The following is a 23,891-nucleotide window of genomic DNA, read 5'->3' on the forward strand; positions in this document are numbered from 1 at the left end:
CCCCGAGCCGTCGAGGAACCAGCCGGAGCGGGCTCCCTCGACGGCGAGAGGTTCCCTCGGCGGGAGGGCGAGGGTCAGTCGGCGGGTGCCTGCACGCGCTGGCCGACCACGGCCGAGACTCCGTCCTGCCGCATCGAGACGCCGTAGAGGGCGTCGGCGATTTCCATCGTGCGCTTCTGGTGGGTGATCACGATCAGCTGGCTCGAGGTGCGGAGGTCCTGGAAGATCGTCAGCAGGCGGCCGAGGTTGGCGTCGTCCAGCGCCGCCTCCACCTCGTCCATGATGTAGAACGGGCTGGGCCGCGACTTGAAGATCGCGACCATGAAGGCCACCGCGGCGAGCGAGCGCTCACCTCCCGAGAGCAGCGAGAGCCGCTCGATCTTCTTGCCCGCGGGGCGCACCGCGACCTCGATGCCCGTGGTGAGCAGATCGTCGGGGTCCGTCAGGCGGATGCTGCCCGTTCCTCCGGGGAACAGCACGGGGAACACGTCGGCGAAGGCGGCCTGCGTGTCGTCGAAGGCCGAGGCGAAGACCGTCTGCATCGTCTCGTCGAGCTCCTCGATGATGAGGAGCAGGTCGCGACGGGTGTTCGTGAGGTCGGTCAGCTGCTCGGTGAGGAAGACGTGGCGCTGCTCGAGCGCCGCGAACTCCTCGAGCGCGAGCGGGTTCACCCGGCCGAGCTGGGCGAGCTGCTTCTCGGCCTTCTCGAGTCGGCGGCGCTGCTCGTCCCGCGCGAACGGGCGCGCAGGCGCGTCCTCCTCCTCGCCGGGCACGCCCACCTCCGGCCCGTACTCGGCGACGAGCACGTCCTCGACCAGTCCGAGCTCGGACCCGCTCGCTCCAGCAGCCCCGAGAGCTGCAGGCGCTTCTCGTAGATCTGCAGCTCGAGCCCGTGCACGCTCTCGGTGACCGACTGCAGTCGCTCGCGCAGAGCGGACTCCTGGCGGCGGAGCCCCTGCAGCTCCTCGTTCTGCTGCGATCGGGCGGCCTCGGCCTGCACGAGCTCGGCGCGGGCCTGCTGCACCGACCGGTCGACGGAGGCGAGGACCGCCGGGATCGCGCGGGTCACGTCGGCCGCGGCCTCGTGCTGACGACGGCGGATCACGGCGCGGCGGGCGGCCTCGTCGGCGGCGGCGCGATCGGCGGCGAGCTGTCGGGCGAGCGCCTCGCCGCGGGACTGCTCGGCGCGCACGCGCTCCTTCGCGGTCTCGACTCCGAGCCTCGCCTCGATCTCGCGCTCCCGGGCCGAGTCGACACCCTGCTGCAGGGCGTCGCGTCCGGTCACGTCGAGGATCGGGCGGGGGCGCGAGCGCGCGGTGTCGAGCTCGCTCCTGGCCTTCTGCGCGGCGCGCTCGGCGTCGCCGACCCGGTCGGACGCGATCGCGAGCGCCTTCTCGCCGCGGCCGAGCTCGGCGACGGCCGACTCGTGCTGCGCACGGACGCGGCCGAGGCGCTCCGTGTGCGCGGCGCGAGCGGAGTCGTGCTCGCGCAGGGCGGCGAGGGCGAGGCGCGACTGCTCCTTGGCGCCCTTGAGGGCCCCGGTCTGCTCGGCGAGGTCGAAGCGGAGCCGGTCGATCCGGCCCACGATCTCCTCGAGTGCGGCATCGGCCGCGTCGCGCTCCGAGACGAGCTCGCGGACGGCTGCGCTGCCCGCCCGCTCCGCCGCTCAGGACGAAGTCCGAGACGGTGGCGCCGTCGCGGGTGACGACGGTGACAGGATGCTCCCGACCGGCCAGTCCGGGCCAGATCCGGCGGGCCGCGGCGAGATCGTCGACGACGACGACCTGCTCGAGCAGGGCGACGACGGCTGGCGGGCCGGTGACGAGATCGCGGGCCCGCGTCGCTCCGTCGGGCACGGCGAGATCCAGCGGCGCCCGCGAGGACGCCGCCACGAGCAGCTCGACCCGGCCGAGGTCGCGGCGGACCGCCTCGTCCAGCGCCGCCTCGGCGTGCGCCGCCTCGTCCGCGAGGACCGCGTCGGCGAGGGTGCCGAGCGCGGCGGCCACGGCGGCCTCGTAGCCGGGTCGCACCTGGATCCGCTCGGCGACGCGCCCGTCGACTCCGTCGAGCCGCGCGGCGAGGAGCTCGGACGAGCCGTCCGAGACGTCGAGCGCGAGGGACAGGGCGCTCGTGCGGGCGGCGAGCCCGTCGCGCTCGCGCTCGAGCGCGTGCAGCTCCTCGCGCAGTCGCTCGATCTCGCCCTCCGCCTCGAACACGGCCGACTGCGCGAGCTCGTAGCTCTCGTCGAGGGCGCCGTCGGTGCCTCCGCCCGCCTCGCCGATCTCGTCCTCGAGCGCGTCGAGCTGGCGCTCCGCGGCGTCGCGGCGCTGCACGGCGGAGTCGAGGGTGTTCTGCGCACGGAGCACCTCGCCGCGGACGGCGGCGAGCCGGGAGGCCGCCGAGTCGGCCTGCCCGCTGAGCTGCGAGATCTCGGGGTCGTGCCGGGAGACGAGCGCGGACTGCGCGGCGATCTCGTCGTCGAGGGCGTCGAGCGCCTGCCGGGCGCGGACGGTGTCCTTCTGCGAGGCGGCCCAGGCCTCCTCCGCGTCGAGCACGGCCCGCCGGAGCCGCTCGAGCTCGTCGTGCGCCTCCTGGAGGAGCTGCGGCGTCACGCGCGGCTGCCTGCGGCTGCTCCGACTCCGCTTCGAGCAGGGCGAGCCGCTGGCCCGCGAGCGCGGCGAGATTGCGCAGCCGCTCCTGCACCGACTCGAGCTCGAACGTGGTGCGGCGGGCGTCGTCGACGGCGTCGCCCACCATCTCGGACTCGATCCGCGCCATCCGCAGCGTCGCCTGCTCGAGCTTCTCCTGCAGCACGATGCGCTCGCCGTGCCGCTCGCTCTCGGAGCGCGCGAAGCCGTCGAGGGCCGTCCGCAGGGTGACGACGTCGTCGGCGAGCAGGCGAGCACGGGCGTCGCGCACGACCGCGGCGATGGTCTGCGCCTGACGGGCGACCTCGGCCTGGCGCCCGAGCGGCTTGAGCTGGCGGCGGATCTCGCCGGCGAGGTCGGAGAGGCGCGTGAGATTGGTCTGCATCGCCTCGAGCTTGCGGAGCGTCTTCTCCTTGCGACGGCGGTGCTTGAGGATCCCCGCGGCCTCCTCGATGAAGCCGCGGCGCTCCTCCGGAGTCGCGTGCAGCACGGCATCGAGCTGGCCCTGCCCCACGATGACGTGCATCTCGCGCCCCAGACCGGAGTCGCTCAGCAGCTCCTGCACGTCGAGCAGCCGGCAGGAGCGCCCGTTGATCGCGTACTCGCTGCCGCCGTTGCGGAAGAGCGTCCGGGTGATCGTGACCTCGGTGTACTCGATCGGCAGGGCGCCGTCGGTGTTGTCGATCGTGAGGGCGACCTCGGCGCGGCCGAGCGGACCGCGGGTCGAGGTGCCCGCGAAGATCACGTCCTCCATCTTGCCGCCGCGGGAGGTCTTCGCCCCCTGCTCCCCCATCACCCAGGCGAGCGCGTCGACGACGTTGCTCTTGCCCGAGCCGTTGGGGCCGACGACGCAGGTGACCCCCGGCTCGAAGGCGAACGTGGTCGGCTGAGCGAAGGACTTGAACCCCTTGAGGGTCAGGCTCTTCAGATGCACCCGCCGGCCTCGCTCCTGTCGAAAAACGCTCCCCACGGTACTGGACGAGTGCCGCCGATCCGCGGAGGCGGGCTCTCCGCGCCCCGCGGCGTGCACACTGGAGCGGTGACTCCTCCGCTCCCCTCCGCTCCAACGCTGCCGGTCGAACCGGGCCCGCCGCTCACCGCCGCGGAGCAGGAGCGCTTCGCGCGGCAGATCCGGCTCTCCGCACTGGGCGAGCTCGGCCAGCGCCGCCTCCGGAACGCCCGCGTGCTGGTGCTGGGAGCGGGCGGCATCGGATCGCCGGTGATCACGGCGCTCGCCGCGGCCGGCATCGGCCGGCTCGGCGTCGTCGACGCGGACGTGGTCGAGCCCTCGAACCTGGCGCGGCAGACCGCGCACGACGACTCCTCCGTCGGGCTCTCGAAGGCGGAGTCGGCCGTCGCGACCGCGCGCCGCCTCTCCCCCGGGATCGACGCCCGCGCCTTCCCCGTCTCCTTCACCGCCGCGAACGCCGACGCTCTCGTCGCCGGCTGGGATGTGGTCGTGGACGGCTTCGACACCTTCGGCTCGCGCTACCTCGCCTCGGACGCGACCACCCGCGCAGGCGTGCCGCACGTCTGGGGCTCGGCGCTGGGCTTCGACGGGCGGCTCTCGACCTTCTGGTCGCGGGCGCCGGGCGGAGGCGTGACGCTGCGCGCGCTGCACCCCGAAGCCGAGGACGCGGCCGACAGCTGCGCGAGCGTCGGCGTGCTCGGCTCCCTGTGCGCCGCGATCGGATCCGCCATGGCGAGCGAGGTCGTCAAGCTCGTGACCGGCGTCGGCGCTCCGCTCGTCGGCCGCATCGTCGTGCACGACGCCCTCGACGAGATCCTGGACCGAGCTGCCGCTGGAGCGCCGGGTGCCCGAGGTGCCTGCCCCTGCGGCGGTCGCGGGAGCCGTGACCGCCCCGGAGCTGCGCGCGCGGCTCGAGGGCGGCGCACCGCTCACCGTGGTCGACCTGCGCGAGGACTCCGAGGACCGCTCGATCGCGGTGCCCGGCGCCGTGCGGCTGCCGATGTCGCGCTTCGATCCGGCGGACCTGCCGGCCGGACCGCTCGTCCTCTACTGCGCGTCCGGGGTACGGTCGCGGATCGCGGCCGACCGGGCGGCAGCCGCCGGGATCAGCGCCGACTCGCTCGTGGGCGGGGCGGCGGCGCTGCGGAGCTGACCGCTCAGCCTCCGGCGAGCAGCGGCAGCACGTCGACCGCTGCGCTCGCGGGCAGGGCGGTCGCCCGATCCGTCGTCGACACCCCGTCGACGAGATAGGTGCACCGGCCGAGGACCGCGGCGGCGGACAGAGTCGCCGTGACCAGCCGCGACTCGGGCGGCGAGATCGAGGACGCCGTCGAACTCGTCGGACGCGCGCCCGAGAGCGGCCTTCGCCGCGGCGAAGTAGCGGACCCGCACGCTCATCCGCCGATCGCGCTCATCGTGCGCTCGGGCTGCACGAACCCGACGCGGTTCATCTCGTGCCCGGCGGGCTTCGCCCGCATCGCGCCCCGCCAGAGCTGGGCGACGTGGTGGTCGTCGACACCGGAGCGCATCGGGCCGAGCAGATCGGTCTCCTCGTTCGAAGAGGCAGCTCGGACGCCGCCCTCGGCCGTCAAGCGTGTGCGGCGGCAGTCGCCGCAGAACGGCTCGGTGACGGAGGCGATGATGCCCACCTGCCCGAGCAGCGGTCCGCCCTCGCGGGCGTGCACGTCGAACAGCTCGGCGGGGGCGCCGTCGCGGGGCGCGGGGTGGGGGCTCAGGGCGAAGCGCTCCGAGAGCAGCTCGCGGATGCGCTCGGCCGTGATCATGGTCGCGCGGTCCCAGCCGTGGTCGGCGTCGAGGGCCATCTGCTCGATGAAGCGGAGCTGGTGGCCGCCGGCGAGCGCCCAGGCGAGCAGCTCGGGCGCCTCCGAGGTCGTTGATGCCCGGGAGCAGCACGGCGTTGATCTTCGTCTGCGCGAGGCCCGCGGGCGCCAGGGCGTCGATGCCGGCGAGCACGCGGTCGAGGAAGGGGCGGCGGGTGACCTTCGCGAAGGTCTCGGCGCAGATGGAGTCGAGCGACACGTTGACGCGGTTGAGCCCCGCCTCGGCGAGCGCCGCCGCCCGGCCGGACAGGCCGATCGCGTTGGTGGTCAGCGAGATCTCGGGGCGGGGCTCCAGGGCTGCGACACCGCGGATGATGTCGACGAGGTCCTTGCGCAGCAGCGGCTCCCTCCGGTGAACCGGATCTGCCGGACGCCGAACTGCTCGACGGCGATGCGGGCGAGCCGCACGATCTCGTCGCGGGTGAGCAGGGCCGCGGGCGGCTGGAAGGGGAGTCCCTCGGCCGGCATGCAGTAGGTGCAGCGCAGGTTGCACCGGTCGGTCAGCGAGATGCGCAGGTCGTCGGCGGCGCGTCCGTAGGTGTCGACGAGGAGCGGGGTCTCGGGTCGGTCGGCCGGGAGTTCGGCGCCCCGGGGGCGGGGGCGGACGCCGGGCATCCCGAGTACTGTGCTCATCCGCTCAGACTACGCGCCGGATCCGTGTGCGACCCGGCAAGATAGGAGTCCTGCCCGCCGCTCGCGGGACGCCCGCCGGAGAGGACCCGATGACCTCGATCGACATCCACGCCGCCCGGGTGCGGGCGCTGCTGGCGCCGCTCGCGACGCGCGGGGCACGCGAGACGCTCGCGCTCGATCCGGGCGCCGTGGCCGCCGACCTCGGCGCGTACGACCGCCGGGTGCTGGCCCGCACCGTGCACTCGCCGCTGGACCTGCCCCGCTTCGACAACTCGCAGATGGACGGGTACGCCGTGCGTGCGTCCGATCTCGCTGCAGCCTCCGCCGAGCGTCCCGTCGTCCTTCCGGTAGCCGCGCCCGTCCCCGCGGGCGACAGCGCACCCCGTCACTCCCCCGGCACCGCGGTTCCGATCATGACGGGCTCGCCGCTGCCCGCGGGCGCCGATGCCGTCGTCCCGATCGAGCGGGTCGACCCGCCGCGGTTCCCGGACGCGGCCGACGAGGCGCGGGTCGCGTTCGCGAGCCCCGTCACTCCCACCACCTTCGTGCGCGCCCGGGGCAGCGACGCACAGGCGGGTGCGGTCGCGCTGCCGGCCGGCACCGTCCTGCGCGCCGCCCACTACGGGCTGCTGGCCTCGCTCGGTCTCGTCGAGGTCGAGGTGCTGCCGCGGATCCGCGTGCTGATCGTGCCGACCGGCAACGAGATCCGCCCAGCCGGCAGCGACCTCGAGGACGCGCAGATCTACGACGCGAACGGCGCGCTGCTGGCCGAGGCGGTCCGCGAGGCGGGCGGGGTGCCCGTCGTGGCCCCCTGCACGAGCGACCGGGCCGAGGACCTGCTGGCGATCCTCCGCTCGCGCGCCGGCGACGTCGAGCTGGCGATCACGATCGGCGGAGTGAGCGCCGGAGCGTACGAGGTGGTGCGCGACGCGCTGGGTCCGGCCGGTTCCGAGTTCGGCCACGTCGCGATGCAGCCGGGCGGCCCGCAGGGGCTCGGCCTGGTCGCGGTGGCCCCCGACGTGCACCTGCCGATCGTGTCGCTGCCGGGCAACCCCGTCAGCGCCCTGGTCTCGTTCGAGGTGTTCCTGCGCCCCGTGCTCCGCTCGCTCGCCGGACGGCTGCCGGCCGAGCGGCCGCGGATCCGCGCGCGACTCGGCACGGCGCTCGACTCGCCCGCCCACCTGCACCAGATCCGGCGGGGGGTCCTCGACGACGAGGGCCTCGTGCACCCGGTCGGCGGGCCGAGCTCGCACCTGCTCGCGTCCTACGCGCGCTCGAACGTCCTCATCCACGTCCCGGTCGGGACCGAGCACGCAGCGACCGGCGACACGGTCGAGATCTGGAGGATCGATGAGTGAGAGCCTGACCCACGTCCGCGGCGACGGGGCCGTGCACATGGTCGACGTCGGCGCGAAGGAGGTCACCTCGCGCACGGCCGTCGCCGAAGGCGTCGTCATCACCACCCCCGAGGTGGTGCGGCTGCTCGCGCAGGGCGAGCTGCCCAAGGGCGAGGCCCTCGGCGTCGCGCGCATCGCCGGCATCATGGGCGCGAAGGCGACCGCCACCCTCATCCCGCTCTGCCACCCGCTGGCGCTGGACGGGGTCGACATCGACCTCGAGACGCTCGAGGACCGGGTGCGGATCGAGGCGCGCGTGCGCACGAGCGGGCGCACGGGGGTCGAGATGGAAGCGCTCACCGCCGTCAGCGTGGCGGCGCTCACCGTCTACGACATGATCAAGGCCGTCGACCGCGGAGCCGTCATCAGCGGCATCCGCGTGCTCGCGAAGGACGGCGGCAGGAGCGGCTCGTGGAGCAGGGAGTGAGCCGGCGCGCGGTCGCGGTCGTGGCCTCCACGCGCGCCGCGTCCGGCGTGTACGAGGACCGCACCGGACCGGCGCTGCTCGCGTGGTTCGAGAGCCGCGGCTGGAGCGGCGACGTGGTCGTCGTGGCCGACGGCGACGCGGTGGGCGAGGCGATCGGCGACGCGCTCTCCTCCGGGATCGACGTCGTGGTCACGACCGGCGGCACCGGCGTCGCTCCGAGCGACGTCACTCCGGAGCAGACCGCGCCGCTGCTGGAGCGCACGCTGCCCGGTCTCGCCGAGGCGATCCGTGCACGGGGCGCGGCGAAGGTGCCGACGGCGGTCCTCGGCCGCGGCACCGCAGAAGTCTCGGGTCGCAGCGTCGTGGTGAACCTCCCCGGCTCGCCCGGAGGCGTGCGCGACGGCATCGACGTGCTCGACCCGGTGATCGGGCACCTCCTGGACCAGCTGGGCGGAGGCGACCATGTCCGCTGATCCCGTCGCCCTCGTGCGCATCTCGAGCGAGCCGATCACCGTCGACGAGTGCGAGGACGCCGTCGACTCCCCCGCGCACGGCGCGGTCGTCACCTTCGCAGGGGTCGTTCGCGACCACGACGAGGGCCGCGGAGTGGTGCGACTGGGGTACGAGGCGCACCCGGACGCGTCCGCCGCGCTCGCCGCCTCCGCCCGGCGCATCGTCGAGCGCTTCCCCGAGGTCCGCGTCGCCGCGGTGCACCGGGTGGGCGATCTGGTGGTCGGCGACCTCGCCCTGGCCTGCGCGGTCGCCTCCCCGCATCGCGCGGCCGCCTTCGAGGCCTGCGCGGCCCTGGTCGACGACATCAAGGCGTCGGTGCCCATCTGGAAGAGCAGTCCTTCGTCGACGGCACGTCGGAGTGGGTCGCCTCGCTGGGCTGAGCGGGTTGGCGGATCCGCCAGGGTCGCCGACGGGCGATCGGCGGACCGCCCGGCACGGGAAACACCGGTGTCACATGCGTGCTGTTCACTGGAGGAGCGCGCATCCGGCGGGCACCGGCGGGAGGCGGACCATGGACCTCAGCACGATCCAGCGCGTCCGCGTCGTGCGCGAGCGCTCCGATCTGGCCGCCATGGGGCCGCGGACGGCGGTCATCGGCGGCGGCTCCTGGGTCTTCTCCCTCCCGCACGACCACCTCGACGAGCTGCTCGACCTCCAGGGCTTCGGCTGGGAGCCCGTCCGCGAGGGCGCCGACGGCCTCTCGATCGCCGCCACCTGCACCTTCGCCGAGCTGGCCGCGATGCCTGACACGGGTCGCGCCGCCCACCGCCTGTTCTTCCAGTGCTGCACGGCACTGCTGGGATCGTTCAAGATCTGGAACGTCGCGACCGTCGGCGGCAACATCGCGAACGCGCTGCCGGCCGGCCCGATGACCAGCCTCGCGGCCGCGCTCGACGCCCGGGCGCTGGTGTGGCGGGCGGACGGCTCCGACGACCTCGTGCCCGTCGCCGAGCTCGTCACCGGGAACACGACGACCCTGCTCGGCCACGGCGACGTGATCCGCTCGATCGAGTTCCCCGCGCACGCCCTCGACGCCCGGACGGCGTACCGCAAGATCGCCCTGTCGCCGCTCGGCCGCTCCGGTGCGGTCGTCATCGGCAGGCTCGATCGCGACGCCTCGTTCGTCCTCACCGTCACGGCGGCGACGATCCGGCCGGAGGTGCTGAGGTTCGCCTCGCCGCCCTCGGCCGCCGAGCTGGCCGCCGCCGTCGACGCGATCGGCACCTGGTTCACCGATCCGCACGGCGCCGCGGACTGGCGGCGCACGCGGTGGTCGGCGTCCTCGCGGAGGAGATCCGGATCGAGCTCGACGGAGGCGTGGCATGAGGTTCACCGTGAACGGGGAGGCCGTCGAAGCGGATCCGCGCCCCGGCCAGGTCCTGCGCACTCTGCTGCGCGACCACGAGCACTTCGAGGTGAAGAAGGGCTGCGACGCGGGCGACTGCGGGGCGTGCTCGGTCCTCGTCGACGGCACGCCGTTCCACTCCTGCCTCTACCCCGCGCACCGCGTCGAGGGGCGCTCGGTCACGACCGCCGCGGGTCTCGGGACCCCGGAGCAGCCGAGCCCGGTGCAGCAGGCGTTCGTCGACTCGGGAGCGTTCCAGTGCGGCTTCTGCACCGCCGGCATGGTCGTCACCGCGACCGCGATCGAGGGCGCCGACCCCGTCGACGTGCCGCGCCTGATGAAGGGCAACCTCTGCCGCTGCACGGCTACCGCGCGATCGGCGAGGCCATCGCCTCCTGCGATCACGAGCACCCGAGCGGCCTCACGCCCGTGCGCCGCACCGGGCGCACCACTGCGGAGGAGTCGAGGGTCGGCCGCTCGCTCGGCGCTCCCGCCGGCCGCCGCATCGTCGCCGGGCAGGAGCCGTACACCCTCGACGTCGCGGTGCCCGGCGTCCTGCACCTCAAGGTGCTGCAGAGCCCGCACGCCCACGCGCGGATCGTCTCGATGGACACGCGGGCGGCGCGCGAGCTGCCCGGCGTCGTGGCCGTGCTCACCGCGGACGACGTGCCCGACGTCCTCTACTCCACCGCCCGGCACGAGTCGCGACTCGACGACCCCGACGACACCCGGATGCTCGACACCGTGGTCCGCTTCCGCGGGCAGCGCGTCGCCGTGGTCGTGGCCGAGTCCGTTGCGCAGGCCGAGATCGCCTGCCGCGCCATCGAGGTGGAGTACGAGGTGCTGCCGGCCGTCTTCGATCCCGAGGAGGCCCGCGCGCCCGGAGCGCCCCTCCTGCACGGCGAGAAGGACCCGATCGCGTCGCGCATCGCGAAGCCGGAGTCGAACGTCGTCGCCGAGCTGCACGGCGAGCACGGCGACGTCGAGGCCGGCTTCGCCGAGGCCGACGTCGTGGTGGGCGAGGCGCTGGAGCACGTCCCGCGTCGCGCACACGGCGCTCGAGGACGCACGGCACGATCGGCTGGCTCGAGGGCGACGAGCTGGTGCTGCGGACGTCGACCCAGGTGCCGTTCCTGGTGCGCGACGAGATCGCGCGGCTGTTCGACCGCGAACCGGCGAGCGTGCGCGTATTCACCGCCCGCGTCGGCGGAGGCTTCGGCGGCAAGCAGGAGATCCTGACCGAGGACGTGGTCGCCCTCGCGGTCCTCGCGACCGGGCGCCCGGTGCAGTTCGAGTTCACCCGGTCGGACGAGTTCACGATGGCTCCCTGCCGCCACCCGATGCGGGTGGACGTGCGCCTCGGCGCCCGCCGCGACGGCTCGCTCACCGCGATGAGCGTGGACGTGCTCTCGGACACCGGCGCTTACGGCAACCACGGACCCGGAGTGATGTTCCACGGCACGTCGGAGTCCGTCGCCGTCTACAACGCGCCGAGCAAGCGCGTGGACGCGCAGGCGGTCTACACGAACAACCTGCCGTCCGGAGCCTTCCGCGGCTACGGCCTGGGCCAGGTGATCTTCGGCATCGAGTCGGCGATGGACGAGCTCGCGCGCGAGCTCGGCATCGACCCGTTCGAGCTGCGGCGGATCAACGCGGTGCGCCCCGGCGACCCGCTCGTCGTCACGCACGTCGAGGGCGACGACATCGGCTTCGCCTCGTACGGGCTCGACCAGTGCCTGGATCTCACCGAGCAGGCGCTCGCGCGGGGGTCCGGGATCGTCGCGCCGTCGGGACCCGACTGGCGGACCGGCGAGGGCATGGCGGTCGCGATGATCGCCACGATCCCTCCGCGGGGGCACTTCTCGGAGGCGACCGTCACGGTCGACGCCGAGGGGATGCTGACGATCGGAGTCGGCACGGCCGAGTTCGGCAACGGCACCACGACTGTGCACACGCAGCTCGTGGCGAGCGCGTTCGGAGCGTCGGCCGACCGGGTGCGGATCCACCAGTCCGACACGGCGGCCGCCCGGTACGACACGGGCGCGTTCGGCAGCGCCGGCACGGTGGTGGCGGGCAAGGCCGTGTACTCGGCGGCCGTGCGGCTGCTCGCCGACCTGCGCTCGCTGGCCAAGCGCCTGACCGGTCACGACGACTTCGAGCCCGACCACGCCGGACTCGTCGCGCCCGACGGCACGCGGGTGGGCTTCGACGATCTGGTGCGCGCCGCCGGTGGCCCGATCACGGCGACGGGCACCGAGGACGAGGCGAAGCGCTCGCTCGCCTTCAACGTGCACGGCTTCCGGGTCGCGGTGCACGTGCCGACCGGCGAGGTGCGGATCCTGCAGTCGGTGCAGTCGGCCGACGCGGGCTACGTGCTGAACCCGGACCAGTGCCGCGGCCAGGTCGAGGGCGGCACGGCGCAGGCGATCGGCTCGGCGCTGTACGAGGAGGTGCTCCTCGACGGCGCGGGCACCGTCACGACCGCGATCCTGCGGAACTACCACATCCCGCAGATGGCGGACGTGCCGGTGACCGAGGTCCACTTCGCCGACACCGCCGACGAGCTCGGGCCGTTCGGGGCGAAGTCGATGAGCGAGGCGCCGTACAACCCGGTGGCCCCGGCGCTCGCGAACGCGGTGCGCGACGCGGTCGGCGTCCGGCCGTACGCACTGCCGGTGTCGCGCGACCGTGTGTGGCGGATGCTGCACCCGGACGCGAAGCCGATCCGCACCGTCGACGCGAAGGCGCCGCAGGGCTGAGCTCTCCCTTGTGGACGTGACGATGGTGGCGGTGCCCCACTCCTGACCGTCGTCGAGCGCGGGATCTCCAGGCAGGAGATACCGGGGGCGTCGGAGGTGCCCGGACGGGCCTCGGAAGTGAGGCTCCGTGACGCGATCGCGCGATTCTCGCTCCGATCACCGCACTCAGCCTCAGTTCTGCAGGCCGAGCGGTCCGCAACCGAGGTCAGGAGCTGCTCGGACGGCTCGAACGGATCCCGTGAGCCCTCCTGACCTCGGTTGCGGACAGGACGACGGGTCAGACCGGCAGCGGTCCCGCGAGAGGACCCGACGGCGCATACCGCTGGTCGAGTAGCCCCGAAGGGGCGTATCGAGACCCGCCCACCTCGGAGGACGTGGATCTCGATACGCCTGCTTTGCTGGCTACTCGATCAGCAGAGAAGGCCGCCGCTCGCATACCCGCGGGCTCGCATACTGCTGGTCGAGTAGCCGCCGGAGGCGGTGTATCGAGACCCGCGTACTGCAGCGGTCACCGCGGTCAGACGCGCGAGGCGAGCTCCGCGCTCGCGCGGGCGACCTCGCGGGCGATCGCGTCCTCGTCCGCATTCACGAGGCGCCCCGCCGAGACCGTCGGGCGGCCGTTCACCAGCAGCAGCGTCAGCGGCGGCTGCGAGCCGAGCGCGAGGGCGGCGACCGGGTCCGCGATGCCCGCGTGCTCGATCCCGTCGACCCGCCACAGCGCCAGGTCGGCGAGCTTGCCGACCTCGATCGAGCCGATCTCGTCCTGCCGGCCGAGCACGCGCGCGCCTCCGATCGTCGCGACGGAGAGCGCCTGGCGGGCGCTCATCCGATCCGCCCCGGCGCGCAGACGGTTCATCAGCACGGCTTCGCGGATCTCGATGCCGAGCTGACCCGACTCGTTGGACGCGGCACCGTCGACGCCGAGCCCCACCGGCACTTCCGCTGCCAGCAGCTGCGGCACCGGCGCGATCCCGCTGCGAGCCGGCCGTTCGAGGACGGGCAGTGCGCGACGCCGGTGCCGGTCGCCGCGAACTTCGCGATCGCGTCGTCGTCGAGGTGCACGCAGTGCGCCATCCCGCGTCGTCGCCGAGCCAGCCGAGCGACTCGAGGTAGTCGGTGGGAGACATGCCGAAGGCCTCACGCGTGTACGCGTCCTCCTCGACCGTCTCGGAGCCGTGGGTGTGCAGCCGCACGCCCAGCTGCCGCGCCAGGACCGCGGACTCGCGGAGCAGATCCGGGGTCACCGAGAAGGGTGAGCAGGGGGCGATGGCGACGCGCACCATCGACTCGAAGGAGGCGTCGTGGTAGCGCTCGACGGCCGCCCCGCTCGCCTCGAGGGCCGCCGCGGTCGTCTCCACGGCGAAGTCCGGCGGCAGCCCGCCCTGGGACTCGCCGAGATCCATCGAGCCGCGGGTCGCGTGCAGCCGCACCCCGAGGGTGGAGGCCGCATCGACGATGCCGCCGACGATGTCGCCGGAGCCCCGCGGGAAGACGTAGTGGTGGTCGCCGACGGTCGTGCAGCCGGAGCGGGCGAGCACGCCCATCGCGCCGAGCGAGGCGGAGCGCGTGAGGTCGGCGTCGATCCGCGACCACGCGGGGTACAGCGCGACGAGCCAGTCGAAGAGGATCGAGTCCTGCGCCCAGCCGCGGGTCAGCCACTGGTAGAGGTGGTGGTGGGTGTTGATCAGGCCCGGAGTCAGCAGGTGGCCGCGGCCGTCGACGCGCGTGATCGAGACGGTCTCCGCGGCGGGGAGCCCGGTCGGGGCGCGGCCCTCGATCGCCCACGCGGGCGCCTCCCCCGCTCCGACGGCGACGATGCGCGAGCCGTCGACGACGACGTGACCGCTGGGATGCTCGGTGCCGAGCGCGTCGACGGTCGCGACGTGGGCTCCGGTGATGATGTGGCGCTGCATCCCCCGAGCATGGCGGGTCCGTGTTTCGCGGTCGTTACCCGCGGCGGGCCGACCGGTCAGGGCGCCGCCGTGTGGATGGGTCCCGCACCGCCGCGCAGCGGCGCTCCCGAGGCGCCCGCCCGCACGGCGAGCACCTCCGCGAGGATCGACACCGCGGTCTCCTCGGGCGTGGACGCCCCGATATCGAGTCCGATCGGCGAGTGCAGCCGCGCGAGCGCCTCCGGGGTCGTCCCTGCCTCGCGGAGCAGCGTCAGCCGCCGCTCGTGCGTGCGCCGCGAGCCATCGCCCCGACGTAGGCGACCGGGAGGGTGAGCGCGAGCTCGAGCAGCGGGACGTCGAACTTCTCGTCGTGCGTGAGCACGGCGAGTACCGTCCGCTCGTCGACCGCCGTCCGGGCGAGGTAGTCCGACGGCCACTCGACGACGACCTCGTCGGCCCCCGGGAAGCGCTCGGCCGTGGCGAACACGGGACGGGCATCGCACACGGTCACGCGGTAGCCCAGCAGGGCTCCGGCGGCGCAGAGGGCGGCCGAGAAGTCGACCGCGCCGAAGACGATCAGGCGCGGCTTCTCGGCGCTCACGACGAGACGCGACCTCGAGCTCCACGCCCTGGCAGTCGATCTCGATCGTCGCCGAGCGTCCCGAGCGCAGCCTCGACTCGCGCTCGGCGAGGATCCGCCGCAGGGTGTCGTCGTCGAGGGAGGGGCCGACGACGTCCTGGGCGCGCGTCGCGCCGGTCAGCACCAGGCCGACCAGCTCCTTGGGACCGCCGACGATCATCGCGAGCCCGGCGGGACGTCCGGCGCGCACCGCGCGCAGCTCCGCCAGGACGGCTCCCGATCCTGCGTCGACCGCGTGGCCGAAGACGCGCAGCTGTCCCGCCGCAGGAGAGGCCGGCCGAGAAGGCCGCCTCGTCGTCGAAGCCGAAGTGGTCGGCCGCCGCGGCGCCCGTGCCGAGCACGTCCTGCGCGAGAGCGTAGGCCTGCGCCTCGACGCAGCCGCCCGAGATCGAGCCGATCGCCGCTCCGCCCGCGTCGACCGCCATCGACGAGCCGAGAGCCCGGGGCGCCGAGCCGAAGACGTGCGTGACGGTCACGACCGCGACCCGCTCGCCCGCCTCGACGCGCTGCAGGATCGGGACGGCGAGCTCGAGCATGGCGGCCTCCTCGGGCAACGGGTGGGAGGCGGCGCTGCCGGGGCGCGGGGTCGGCCGGGAGGGCTCGTCCGCACGAAACATGCCGAGTATAGGGTCGATCCATGCCTTCGGACTCCCCCTCCTCGACCTCGTGATCCGCTCCACCGCCGTCCTCACGGAGCACGGGTTCCAACCCGCCAGCGTGGCCGTGGCCGAGGGCCTGATCGTCGCGGTCAGCGCGATCGACGCACCGTGGGAGGCGCGCGAGGTGGTCGACCTGCCCGACGGCCAGGTGCTGATCCCGGGCGTCGTCGACACGCACGTGCACGTGAACGAGCCCGGCCGCACGGAGTGGGAGGGCTTCGCGTCCGCCACTCGCGCCGCCGCTGCCGGAGGCGTCACGACGCTCCTGGACATGCCGCTCAACTCGATCCCGCCCACGACCACGGTCGCCGGGCTGGAGGCCAAGCGCGCCGCCGCGGGCCCGCAGGCCCTGGTCGACGTGGGCTTCTGGGGCAGGCGGTCCCCGGCAATCTCGGCACGCTCCGCGAGCTGCACGACGCCGGGGTGTTCGGCTTCAAGTGCTTCCTCTCGCCCAGCGGGGTGGACGAGTTCCCGCACCTCTCGACCGATCAGCTCTTCGAGGCGATGCACGAGATCGCCGCCTTCGACGGCCTGCTGATCGTGCACGCCGAGGACCCGGACGAGCTCGACGCGCACACGAACGCGGGCGGCACCTCCTACGACGCGTTCGTGGCCTCACGCCCCGACGCCTCCGAGAGCAGCGCGATCCTGCACGTGATCGAGGCGGTCCGCGAGACCGGCGGGCGTGCGCACATCCTGCACCTCTCCTCCGCGAAGGCCCTGCCGCTGCTGCGCGAGGCGAAGGCGGAGGGGCTGCGCATCACCGCCGAGACCTGCCCGCACTACCTCACGTTCGACGCCGAGACGATCCCCGACGGCGGCACGCAGTACAAGTGCTGCCCTCCGATCCGCGACGAGCACAACCGCGAACTGCTCTGGAAGGGCCTTCTCGACGGCACGATCGACATCATCGCGTCGGACCACTCCCCGCCACCAAGGAGCTGAAGTTCGCGCACGACGGCGACTTCGGCCTCGCCTGGGGCGGCATCTCGGGGCTCGAGGCTCAGCTTCCGCGCCGTGTGGACCGGGCCCGCGAGCGCGGGATCCCGCTCGAGCAGGTCGTCGCCTGGATGTCGACCGGGACCGCCGCCTTCGCCGGGCTCGGGCAGAAGGGCCTGCTGCGGGCGGGCGCCGACGCCGACCTCGTCGCGTTCGATCCGGAGGCGCAGTCGCACGTCGACGTCGAGGCCCTCGCGCACAAGAACAAGGTGTCCGCCTACGACGGCCGCGCGATCCGCGGCGCGGTGACGGGCACCTGGGTCGGCAGGCGCCGGGTCGACGCGAGCACCGCCGCTCCCGTCGGGCGTCTGCTCGAGCGCCTCTGAGCGTCGTGTTCCGGCCGCGTTTCGGGCGTGTGAACAGGAGCGGGTCCGGCACCGGATCCGGACGGATCGCACAAGACTGGAGCCCGACGAGCGCCCGATGCTGAGCGCTCGGACGAAGCGGCGCGGCGACGCGGGCAGCATCCTGGCAGACGGGCACCCGCCTGCCGCCCATCCCGAACGCGAACAGGAGCGGACATGTCGATCATCCTCGGAGACCACCAGTACGGGAAGGCCGAGAACCGCGTCGTCCGGATCTACCGCGACACCCCGCGCCACGAGATCCACGACGTCACCGTCTCGACCGCGCTGCGCGGCGACTTCGAGGCCGCGCACCTCGAGGGCGACCAGTCCGCGGTGCTGCCGACCGACACGCAGAAGCAGACCGCCTACTCCTTCGCGAAGGAGAAGGGGCTGCGCTCGATCGAGGCGTACGGCCTCGAGCTCGCCCGCCACTTCGTCGACGGCTACGCGCCGGTGCACGGCGCGCGGGTCGAGATCGAGGAGTTCGCGTGGGAGCGCGTCCTCGTCGACGGCCAGGAGCACGATCACACCTGGGTCCGCAAGGGTCAGGAGGTGCGCACCGCATCCGTCTCCGTCGAGGGCACCGGCGAGGCGCAGCAGATCTGGGTCACCGGCGGCTTCAAGGACCTGACCATCCTGAAGTCGACGGGCTCCGAGTTCCACGGCTTCCTCACCGACCCGTACACCGTCCTGCAGCCGACCGACGACCGCGTCATGGCGACCTCGCTGGTCGCGAAGTGGCGGTTCGCGCTCACTCCCGAGGAGCTCGGCTCGCTCGACTGGGAGGTCCTCTACGCCGGGGTGAAGGCTCTGATGATCAGCCGCTTCGCGACCGTGCACTCCCTCGCCCTTCAGCAGACGCTCTTCGAGATGGGCAAGGCGGTGCTGGAGGAGTTCCCGCAGATCGTCGAGGTGCGTCTCTCCGCCCCCAACAAGCACCACTTCCTCTACGACCTGTCGCCGTTCGGCGTCGCGAACGACGGCGAGGTGTTCCACGCCGCCGACCGGCCCTACGGGCTGATCCAGGCGAGCGTCGTCCGCGACGACGCACCGGACGCCGGCCCCGCCTGGTACGCCTACACGGGACTGGTGTGACCACCGTCCACCGCGGGCACCTCCTGCACATCGCGGGCCGTCCGACGCTCGAGCAGGCCCGCGAGGCCCTCGTCTCGGTGCCGGACGGCGCGCTGGTCGTCGACGACTCGGGCGTCATCGTCTGGACCGGCCGCTTCGCCGAGCTGCCGGACGCCCACCGCGGCGCGGACGTCGTGGGCGACTCCTCCGCGATCCTCGTGCCCGGCTTCGTCGACGCGCACGTCCACTTCCCGCAGACCTACTCGATCGACGGCTTCGGCGGCGGCCAGCTGCTCGAGTGGCTCGACGGCGCGATCTTCCCGGCGGAGGCGCGTCTCGCCGACGAGGAGTTCGCGACGCGGATCGCCCGCGACTTCACCCGCCGCCGCATCGCTGCGGGCACGACTGCGGCGATGGTCTTCGGATCGGCGTTCCCGCACGCGCAGGACGCGCCTGTTCGAGCGGACCCGCGCGACGGGCCTGCGCCTGGTCTCCGGGCGCGGTGTGCAGACCGTCGGGCCCGCCTCCGCCGCACCCCTGCTCACGGGCGAGACCGAGGCGGTCGACCTCGTCGCCGCCGAGATCGAGCGCTGGCACGCGGTCGACACCGGCGACTCCGCCACCGCTCTGCTGCAGGTCGCGATCGTTCCGCGCTTCTCGCTCTCGGTCACTCCGACGACCCTGGGGGCCCTCGGCGACCTCTACGACGACGTGCGCGGCCGCGGCGTCTACGTGCACAGCCACCTGAACGAGAACGACCGCCCCGGCGACGGCGAGATCGCCGCGGTGCTCGGCTCGTACGGCACGCGCAGCTACCTCGACACGTACGACGGGCTCTTCCTCCCCGGCTCCGCGCGCGGCGGCTCGTCGCTGCTGGGCAGGCGCACGATCCTCGCGCACGCCGTGCACTGCCAAGACGCGGAGCTGCACCGCCTCGCCGAGACCGGCACGTCGATCGCGCACTGCCCCACGTCGCAGCAGACTCCTCGGCTCGGGCGATGCCGTGGCGGCGCACGGTGGCGAGCGGAGTGACGGTGGCCCTCGGGAGCGACGTCGGCGCCGGCGACGAATGGCTGCTGTCGCGCGTCGCGAACGACGCCTTCAAGGTGCACCTGTCGGAGCCCGGCGAGGCGTCGGTCGCGCTGCACCCTGCGGAGATGCTGTTCTCGGCGACCCTCGCGGGAGCCCGCGCGCTCGACATGGAGGAGCGGTTCGGCAACTTCGATCGCGGCAAGGACGCCGACTTCCTCCGCATCGAGCCCTCGCGCTGGGAGCCTCTGGCCGACGTGCTCGAGCGCGGGATCCGGGCCGACGACGACGCGACCGCCACCGCCCAGCTGCTCTTCGCGCTGCTGATGGGGCTGCGCGAGCCGGCGATCGCGGCCGTGCACGTGCGGGGCCGCGAGGTGCTCGCTCAGAGTAGGCCCGGGTGCGATCTGCAGGAGCGCGCACGATCTGCAGGGGAGCGCGCCGATCTGCAGGGGCTCGCACTATCTGCAGGGGATCCGCGCGGGAACGCGCCGTCCTCCGTCAGATCGACGCGCGGGTGCCGGGATCCCCTGCAGACGGTGCAGAGGCCCTGCGGAGCGAGACCCGGTGCGCTCTGCAGACACCCGTACGATTCGCAGGGGATCCGCGCAGGAACGCGCCTTCCTCCGCCCCACCGGTGCGCCCGCCCGGCGAATCCCCTGCAGACCGCACGCGGACACGCCGAGAGGGCCGGCGACTCCCCTGCAGACGGCACCGGGACGCTCCGGACGAGGCCCGCGCCCGGTCAGCGCAGCTGCAGGGCCAGGAACAGGTCCGCGCGGTCCGACGTGTTCGAGAGGTCGCGCTGCGTCAGCTCCTCGACGCGCGCGATGCGGTACCGCACGGTGTTCAGATGCAGATGCGTCTGCTCGCGGCGCGCACCCACGAGCCGCCGCAGTCGAGGAACGCCGCGAGCGTCGCGACGAGCTGCGAGTTGTAGCGGGCGTCGTGCTCGATCAGCCGGCCGAGCACGAGCTCGACGAAGACGCTCCGGAGGTGGTCCGGCACCGCGGTCAGCAGACTGCACCGCCGAGGTCACCTCGCCGGCGTCGTTGATCCGCACCCTCGATCCGTCGCCGGGCACTCCCGGCAGCAGCATCCGTACCGGGCGGAGCGCAGGGCACCGCCGAGGGCGGCGAGCGGAGTCGCGGCGCTCGTCCCCACGCGCAGCACCTGGTCGCCGAGCCCCGACCCGACCCGGCGCAGCGCCGCGGTGACGACCGAGAGCGGATCCGCTGCCTGTGGGGATCGCGTCGGTCGCGTCGACCGGGAGCACCGCCACGACGCGGCCGTCCGCGTCTCGGCCGACCACGGCGCGGCCGAGGTGCGAGGCCGCGTCGGTGAGGATCCGGCGGGCGAGCTCGGAGGAGTCGTCGCCGTCGAACCCGGCGGCGATCACGGCGCAGCGCCCGGCGCCTCCCAGTCCGAGCTGGCGGAGGTACACCGCCGCCTCGGGCTGCTCGCTGTCCTCCTCGACGAGCTCGAGCAGCCGGTCGGCGAGGGCCGTGTCGGCCAGCGTCTCCGCGTCGCGTTGCAGGCGGTAGAGGCCCACCACTCCGGTCAGCTCGGTGACCGCGTCCAGCAGCGACGGGTGCCACTCGTTCCAGTCGCCGGCCACGACCACGAACCACTGGGTCGCGCGGTGCTCGTCTGCTCCGCCGACCGCGAAGACCGAGAGCGTGCCGCCGTGGGCGTCCGCGACGGTCACCGGGTTCTGCCGCGCGGTGAGCCCGGCGTGCACCACCCGCTCGATCTCGGTGAGGCCGAGCGGCTCCGCGGACGCGGCGGAGCGCCCGGTGGCGGTCAGCACGCGCACAGGACGCCCGAGCTCGCCGGACGTCCGCGCGATCAGCTCGTCGAGGAGCTGTCCGCGGTACACCTCCGTCAGCAGCTGCCGCTGGCGGGCGAGCCCCGCGGTGAGCCTCGCCACCCGGTCGCCCGCGAGGGCGTTCGAGAGGTGCGCCGTGATCGAGGCGAACGACACGTCGGCCGGCACCGCGAACAGCGCCACTCCGTGCGCGCGGCACGCCTCGACGACGTCGTCGGGCACGAAGCCGGTGGAGGCCCTCGCCCGCGAGCAGGGCGACGGCACCGGAGGCGGCCACCGCGGACACGAAGGTCTCGCTGTCCTCGGGGGTGCGGCGCGCATCATGCCGGTCAGCACGAGCTGGTCGCGAGCGAGGTAGCGGCGAGGGTCGAGCAGGTCGGTCGTGAAGGTCCAGTTGACCGGGCGCGCGAGCGCCTCGGGAGTGGTGAAGACGGCGCGGATCCGCAGCTGCGGCGCGTCGAGGACGTCCTGGAGCTGCACCGTCAGCTCCCCCGGTACGTCGAGTAGGCGAACGGGCTCAGCAGCAGCGGCACGTGGTAGTGCGCGCCCTCGTCGGCGAGCCGGAACGCGATCACCACCTCCGGGTAGAACGACTCGACGTCGCCGAAGTAGGCGGCGGTGTCGAAGACGACCCGGTAGACGCCCGCGGGCAGCGACCGGGGCCCGAGAGCGGCGACACGCCCGTCGGAGTCGGTGCTCGCCTCGGCGAGCCTCTCCCAGCCCGAGCCGGCGCGCGCCTCGAGCACGACCGGCACCCCCTGGGCGGGACGCCCCGTGCACGGCATCGAGGACGTGGGTCGTGACGTGGCTGGTGTGCGCGCTCATCGGGTGGCCTCCTCGGTGACGGCGCCGGTCGCGGGCCCGAGGGCGCGAAGCGCGCAGGACGGTGATCTCGCGGAGCTGGTCGGCGACGATCGCGCTCTCGGCGTCGTCGTCGAGGGAGAGGCGGCGCTCGAGCTCCCCGACGATCTCCTCGCGCGAGCGACCGGCCGCGCGGATGAGGAACACCCGGTCGAACCGCTCCTCGTAGGCGCGGTTGCCCGCGATCAGGCGCTCGGCCAGGGCCTCGTCGCTCGAGAGGCTCGCGGCCTGCTCGGCGGCCGAGAACGCGGAGGCGCGTCCGGAGGCGGCGTGCCGCTCGCCGATCCTCGGGTGGTCGGCCAGGGCCGACGCGATCTCCTCCGGGGTGAGCGTGCGCGCGACGCGGTCGGCGGCCTCGGCAAGCAGCCCGGTCGAGGCGTACGGCGCTCCGGCCGCCACCTCGTCGGCCCAGCGGGGCACGGCGAGGCAGGCGAGCAGGGCGTCGCGGAGGGGGGCGGGGTGGTCATGGACTCTCCTCGTCGGGCGGCGGGGTGGGGCACGATGGTGGGATGGAGGCTGCTGCGGTGACCGGGATCGTCCTCGCCGCCGGCGCGGGTCGACGCGCGGGCGGCCCGAAGGCGCTGCGCCGGGCCCCGGACGGCACCCCGTGGCTCGCGCTCGCGGTCCGGCGCCTCGAGGCGATCGGCTGCGGACGGGTGCTGGTCGTCCTCGGAGCGGGAGCCCACGAGGCCCTCGCTCTCGTCCCGGAGGGCGCGGACGCCGTCGTCGCGGAGGACTGGGCGGACGGGATGTCCGCCTCGCTGCGCGCGCCGGTCTCGCCGCGGCCACCGGCGATGCCGCCCTCGTGACGCTCGTCGACCTCCCGGAGGAGCCCGCCGCCGTCGGCGCGCGGATCCTGGCGGCGGCCCCGGACTCGCCCGATGCGCTCGTGAGAGCGGTCCACTCCGGTCGACCCGGTCATCCGGTGCTGATCGGCCGCGCGCACTGGGCGGCGCTGGCCGGCGGACTGCGCGGAGACGCGGGAGCCCGGGACCACCTGCGCGACCACGGTGCCGTCGAGATCGAGTGCGGCGATCTGGCCGACGGCCGCGATCACGACGGCCCGCCTGATCCAGGGCGTCGCCGAGCGCCCGCCAGGCGAGGCGTCGCGCAGACCGAGCGCACGGGGTTCGCGGCCACGGCGAGCAGCGCCTCCTCGTCGCCGAGCACCGGATCCGCGACCCGCAGCCGCATCGAGGTCAGGAACGCCCCGACGCGGGCGCGGAGGGCCTCCTCGTCGAGTCCGTCGAGCTCGTCGACGAGCAGCGACGCCGAGCCCTGCGACAGCTCGCAGCCGCGTCCCGTCCAGCGCAGCGACACGGAGTCGTCCACCTCGCACGATGCGCACCACGAGCCGGTCGCCGCAGGTCGGCGTGAGCAGCTCGGCGCGGCCGAGCACCTCCTCCGTCACGTCCTCGTCGATCCGGCCGATCGGGTGACGGGCGTGGGCCTGGATCAGATCCGCGGCCTCGACGGCGCTCACGCCCGGTCCTCGATCTCGGAGAGCTCGGCGTAGACGGTGCTGATCCCGGCGATCCGCTCGCGCGCCTCGCGCGGACGGGCGCCGAGTACCCCCGAGGCGAGCAGCGCGACCGCGCTCATCGCCGCGGCGTAGCTGTCGAAGGCCGCCTCGCTGTCGACCGGGCACTCGAGCCAGACCGCGGCACGGTCGGCGAGCCGGCGGGCCTGCGGATCGGCGAGAAGCACGACCGGCACCCCGCGGTCGGCCAGCCCGTCCAGGAGCGCGGTGAAGGCCGAGGGCCGGCGCCGGAAGCCCACGAGCACGACGACGTCCTCGGCTCCGAGCCCCACGATCTCCTCGCCCAGCGACTGCCCCGGCTGCGGGGCCACTCTGACACGCGCGCGGGCCTGGGCGAGCTGCTGGCGCAGGTGGAGCGCCACCGGGTAGCTGTTGCGCATCCCCACGACCACGACCTCGCGGGCGGCCGCGACGAGCCGGACCGCCTCGTCCAGTCGTCCGTCGCTGAACGTCGAGGGCGAGGCGCTGCAGATTGGCGCGCTCGCTCTC

Annotated in this window: 15 protein-coding genes and 10 pseudogenes; 15 read left to right on the forward strand and 10 right to left on the reverse strand. The window is 74.0% G+C overall.

Features of this window, described 5'->3' with window-relative positions:
- Positions 1–74 precede the first annotated feature (74 nt).
- Together AC0CII_RS06385 and AC0CII_RS06390 are read right to left on the reverse strand one after the other, a co-directional pair.
- Positions 75–3,143 carry a coiled-coil domain-containing protein gene (locus tag AC0CII_RS06385; protein WP_465228908.1) on the reverse strand — a complete coding sequence of 1,023 codons (3,069 nt, stop codon included), beginning with the start codon at positions 3,141–3,143 and terminating at the stop codon, positions 75–77.
- A pseudogene (locus tag AC0CII_RS06390) lies at positions 3,046–3,678 on the reverse strand (chromosome segregation SMC family protein); the annotation flags it as partial. The pseudogene AC0CII_RS06390 and the gene AC0CII_RS06385, both read right to left, overlap by 98 nt.
- A 9-nt stretch (positions 3,679–3,687) precedes the next feature.
- Between AC0CII_RS06390 and AC0CII_RS06395 the strand changes: the two are divergent.
- Positions 3,688–4,869, forward strand: a complete 1,182-nt coding sequence (locus AC0CII_RS06395; RefSeq protein ID WP_465228909.1) for a HesA/MoeB/ThiF family protein — start codon at positions 3,688–3,690, stop codon at positions 4,867–4,869.
- A gap of 143 nt (positions 4,870–5,012) precedes the next feature.
- Here the strand turns inward: AC0CII_RS06395 and moaA are convergent.
- A pseudogene (gene moaA / locus AC0CII_RS06400) lies at positions 5,013–6,092 on the reverse strand (GTP 3',8-cyclase MoaA).
- A gap of 89 nt (positions 6,093–6,181) precedes the next feature.
- On the opposite strand from moaA, the gene AC0CII_RS06405 reads away from it, so the two are divergent.
- The 7 genes and pseudogenes from AC0CII_RS06405 to AC0CII_RS06435 all read left to right on the forward strand — a co-directional run bounded on the left by AC0CII_RS06405 (position 6,182) and on the right by AC0CII_RS06435 (position 12,533).
- Entirely contained in the window at positions 6,182–7,450 is a 1,269-nt protein-coding gene (locus tag AC0CII_RS06405) for a molybdopterin molybdotransferase MoeA (protein WP_465225708.1), read from the forward strand.
- The gene (moaC, locus tag AC0CII_RS06410) at positions 7,443–7,916 is read left to right on the forward strand and encodes a cyclic pyranopterin monophosphate synthase MoaC (RefSeq protein WP_207402371.1); all 474 of its coding nucleotides are present in this window, start codon (positions 7,443–7,445) and stop codon (positions 7,914–7,916) included. Before AC0CII_RS06405 ends, moaC begins: the two co-directional genes overlap by 8 nt.
- Positions 7,913–8,389 carry a molybdenum cofactor synthesis domain-containing protein gene (locus AC0CII_RS06415; RefSeq protein WP_465228910.1) on the forward strand — a complete coding sequence of 159 codons (477 nt, stop codon included), beginning with the start codon at positions 7,913–7,915 and terminating at the stop codon, positions 8,387–8,389. The genes moaC and AC0CII_RS06415 overlap by 4 nt, the downstream gene beginning before the upstream one ends.
- Positions 8,379–8,681, forward strand: a pseudogene (locus tag AC0CII_RS06420) (molybdenum cofactor biosynthesis protein MoaE); the annotation flags it as partial. The gene AC0CII_RS06415 and the pseudogene AC0CII_RS06420, both read left to right, overlap by 11 nt.
- A gap of 319 nt (positions 8,682–9,000) precedes the next feature.
- A pseudogene (locus AC0CII_RS06425) lies at positions 9,001–9,390 on the forward strand (FAD binding domain-containing protein); the annotation flags it as partial.
- Entirely contained in the window at positions 9,339–9,755 is a 417-nt protein-coding gene (locus tag AC0CII_RS06430; RefSeq protein WP_465228911.1) for a hypothetical protein, read from the forward strand. The pseudogene AC0CII_RS06425 and the gene AC0CII_RS06430, both read left to right, overlap by 52 nt.
- Positions 9,752–12,533 (forward strand): annotated as a pseudogene (locus tag AC0CII_RS06435) (molybdopterin-dependent oxidoreductase). The gene AC0CII_RS06430 and the pseudogene AC0CII_RS06435 overlap by 4 nt, the downstream one beginning before the upstream one ends.
- A 517-nt stretch (positions 12,534–13,050) precedes the next feature.
- Here AC0CII_RS06435 and AC0CII_RS06440 read toward each other — a convergent pair.
- The 4 genes and pseudogenes from AC0CII_RS06440 to AC0CII_RS06455 form a co-directional block, all read right to left on the reverse strand.
- Positions 13,051–13,674: an amidohydrolase family protein gene (locus AC0CII_RS06440; protein ID WP_465229077.1), complete on the reverse strand. Its 624-nt coding sequence runs from the start codon at positions 13,672–13,674 to the stop codon at positions 13,051–13,053.
- A pseudogene (locus AC0CII_RS06445) lies at positions 13,628–14,446 on the reverse strand (amidohydrolase family protein); the annotation flags it as partial. The pseudogene AC0CII_RS06445 and the gene AC0CII_RS06440, both read right to left, overlap by 47 nt.
- A 191-nt stretch (positions 14,447–14,637) precedes the next feature.
- A pseudogene (locus AC0CII_RS06450) lies at positions 14,638–15,026 on the reverse strand (XdhC family protein); the annotation flags it as partial.
- Positions 15,023–15,601, reverse strand: a complete 579-nt coding sequence (locus tag AC0CII_RS06455) for an XdhC family protein (RefSeq protein WP_465228912.1) — start codon at positions 15,599–15,601, stop codon at positions 15,023–15,025. The gene AC0CII_RS06455 and the pseudogene AC0CII_RS06450, both read right to left, overlap by 4 nt.
- Before the next feature lie 79 nt (positions 15,602–15,680).
- Between AC0CII_RS06455 and allB the strand changes: the two are divergent.
- Together allB and pucL are read left to right on the forward strand one after the other, a co-directional pair.
- Positions 15,681–17,049: pseudogene (gene allB, locus AC0CII_RS06460) on the forward strand (allantoinase AllB).
- A 195-nt stretch (positions 17,050–17,244) separates the two neighbouring features.
- Entirely contained in the window at positions 17,245–18,165 is a 921-nt protein-coding gene (gene pucL / locus AC0CII_RS06465) for a factor-independent urate hydroxylase (protein ID WP_465225702.1), read from the forward strand.
- Here the strand turns inward: pucL and AC0CII_RS06470 are convergent.
- On the reverse strand, positions 18,147–18,386 hold the full coding sequence (locus tag AC0CII_RS06470) for a hypothetical protein (protein ID WP_465228913.1): 240 nt from the start codon (positions 18,384–18,386) through the stop codon (positions 18,147–18,149). The genes pucL and AC0CII_RS06470 overlap by 19 nt on opposite strands.
- Here AC0CII_RS06470 and AC0CII_RS06475 point away from each other — a divergent pair.
- The 3 genes and pseudogenes from AC0CII_RS06475 to AC0CII_RS06485 all read left to right on the forward strand — a co-directional run.
- Positions 18,363–18,515, forward strand: a pseudogene (locus tag AC0CII_RS06475) (amidohydrolase family protein); the annotation flags it as partial. The gene AC0CII_RS06470 and the pseudogene AC0CII_RS06475 overlap by 24 nt on opposite strands.
- Before the next feature lie 133 nt (positions 18,516–18,648).
- Entirely contained in the window at positions 18,649–19,176 is a 528-nt protein-coding gene (locus AC0CII_RS06480) for an amidohydrolase family protein (RefSeq protein ID WP_465228914.1), read from the forward strand.
- A 26-nt stretch (positions 19,177–19,202) separates the two neighbouring features.
- Positions 19,203–19,346: pseudogene (locus AC0CII_RS06485) on the forward strand (hypothetical protein); the annotation flags it as partial.
- A gap of 572 nt (positions 19,347–19,918) precedes the next feature.
- On the opposite strand, the gene AC0CII_RS06490 reads toward AC0CII_RS06485, so the two are convergent.
- Complete coding sequence (locus tag AC0CII_RS06490; protein WP_465229078.1) at positions 19,919–22,300, reverse strand: 2-oxo-4-hydroxy-4-carboxy-5-ureidoimidazoline decarboxylase; 2,382 nt, start codon at positions 22,298–22,300, stop codon at positions 19,919–19,921.
- Between the two features lie 86 nt (positions 22,301–22,386).
- On the opposite strand from AC0CII_RS06490, the gene AC0CII_RS06495 reads away from it, so the two are divergent.
- Together AC0CII_RS06495 and AC0CII_RS06500 are read left to right on the forward strand one after the other, a co-directional pair.
- Positions 22,387–22,671, forward strand: a complete 285-nt coding sequence (locus tag AC0CII_RS06495) for an NTP transferase domain-containing protein (RefSeq protein WP_465229079.1) — start codon at positions 22,387–22,389, stop codon at positions 22,669–22,671.
- Positions 22,668–23,378 carry an NTP transferase domain-containing protein gene (locus tag AC0CII_RS06500; protein WP_465228915.1) on the forward strand — a complete coding sequence of 237 codons (711 nt, stop codon included), beginning with the start codon at positions 22,668–22,670 and terminating at the stop codon, positions 23,376–23,378. The genes AC0CII_RS06495 and AC0CII_RS06500 overlap by 4 nt, the downstream gene beginning before the upstream one ends.
- Here AC0CII_RS06500 and AC0CII_RS06505 read toward each other — a convergent pair.
- Entirely contained in the window at positions 23,342–23,782 is a 441-nt protein-coding gene (locus AC0CII_RS06505) for a MurR/RpiR family transcriptional regulator (protein ID WP_465229080.1), read from the reverse strand. The genes AC0CII_RS06500 and AC0CII_RS06505 overlap by 37 nt on opposite strands.
- Between the last annotated feature and the right edge of the window lie 109 nt (positions 23,783–23,891).

The organism is Rathayibacter sp. AC182, from assembly GCF_979253875.1.